The sequence below is a fragment of the Shewanella surugensis genome, from assembly GCF_023284005.1.
In the GTDB taxonomy this organism is placed as follows: Bacteria; Pseudomonadota; Gammaproteobacteria; order Enterobacterales; family Shewanellaceae; genus Shewanella; species Shewanella surugensis.
Genome location: NZ_JAKIKS010000331.1, coordinates 1 through 985, shown reverse-complemented (window position 1 = coordinate 985; position 985 = coordinate 1). Strand labels below are relative to the sequence as shown.

Sequence of the window (985 nt, the reverse complement as noted above, 5' to 3'; positions counted from 1 at the left end):
GCCTGTTTATTGAGCCGTACACTAAGATTTGGGCACCTTTAAGCAGGAGTCAGCCTGTTAATTGAGACACACACTAAGATTTGGGCACCTTTAAGCAGGAGTCAGCCTGTTTATTGATCCACACACTAAGGTTTTTAGCCAACGTCAAAATGCATACTTTTATATAATTTCCTATCTCTTATCAAAATCCAAGAATATATAATTAATTTGATTTAACTAAATAAGTCAATTCAGACACTAATAATGTGTCATAGATACACTAATAAACAGTCACAGGAACACTAAGATTTAGTCATAGAACACTAATAAACAGTCACAACACACTAAGATATGGTCACAATACACTAAGATTTAGTCACACCACGTGCTGTAACACACTGATAGGAAAAGAAAACTCAGACCCTATATAGCTTTATAGATCTTTATAGATCTCTTATAGATCAATATAGATCTTATTATAAGAAATGTGGATAAGTAGAATAACTCAAATCCCTCCAATGCGATTTATCGACCATCATCTGATCATTCAATCAATTACATCAGAAAATAGATAATGGGTATTTCAAAGACCCCATAAAATCAAATCCCAATTTTATATGATGAAATGCTCACTATATCAAAAACAATAAACCATGTGGAAAAAGTGAAACGATCACACAAAATCACACTCATAGTTTTGATCTCTCTTTTTTATAGCCAAAACCAAGCACGCTATGTAGAAACAATTACACCATTAATCCAAGATGAACTGGGAGAACAGTCACTGATCGACATGCGTGATCAACTTAACCACATTCGAGCCCAGTATGCAGAACTCGCCAAGGCCATTAACGAAAGAGAAACCATTATCGCAAATGAAGTAAGGCGATTCGAAGGGTTCTGTCGCAAACAGCATCAATGCTTTATGATCCAAGCATCGCTTTTTATGTTCACTCCCATGACACTCAATTTTTCAGGCCGACATTACCCTTCCGCGATCATCATG

Annotated in this window: 1 protein-coding gene; it reads left to right on the top strand. The window is 35.8% G+C overall.

The features are described 5' to 3' along the window. Positions 1 to 643: 643 nt before the first annotated feature. Positions 644 to 985, top strand: a 342-nt coding sequence (locus tag L2764_RS27355; RefSeq protein ID WP_248943477.1) for a hypothetical protein, incomplete at its 3' end; no start/stop codon positions are given.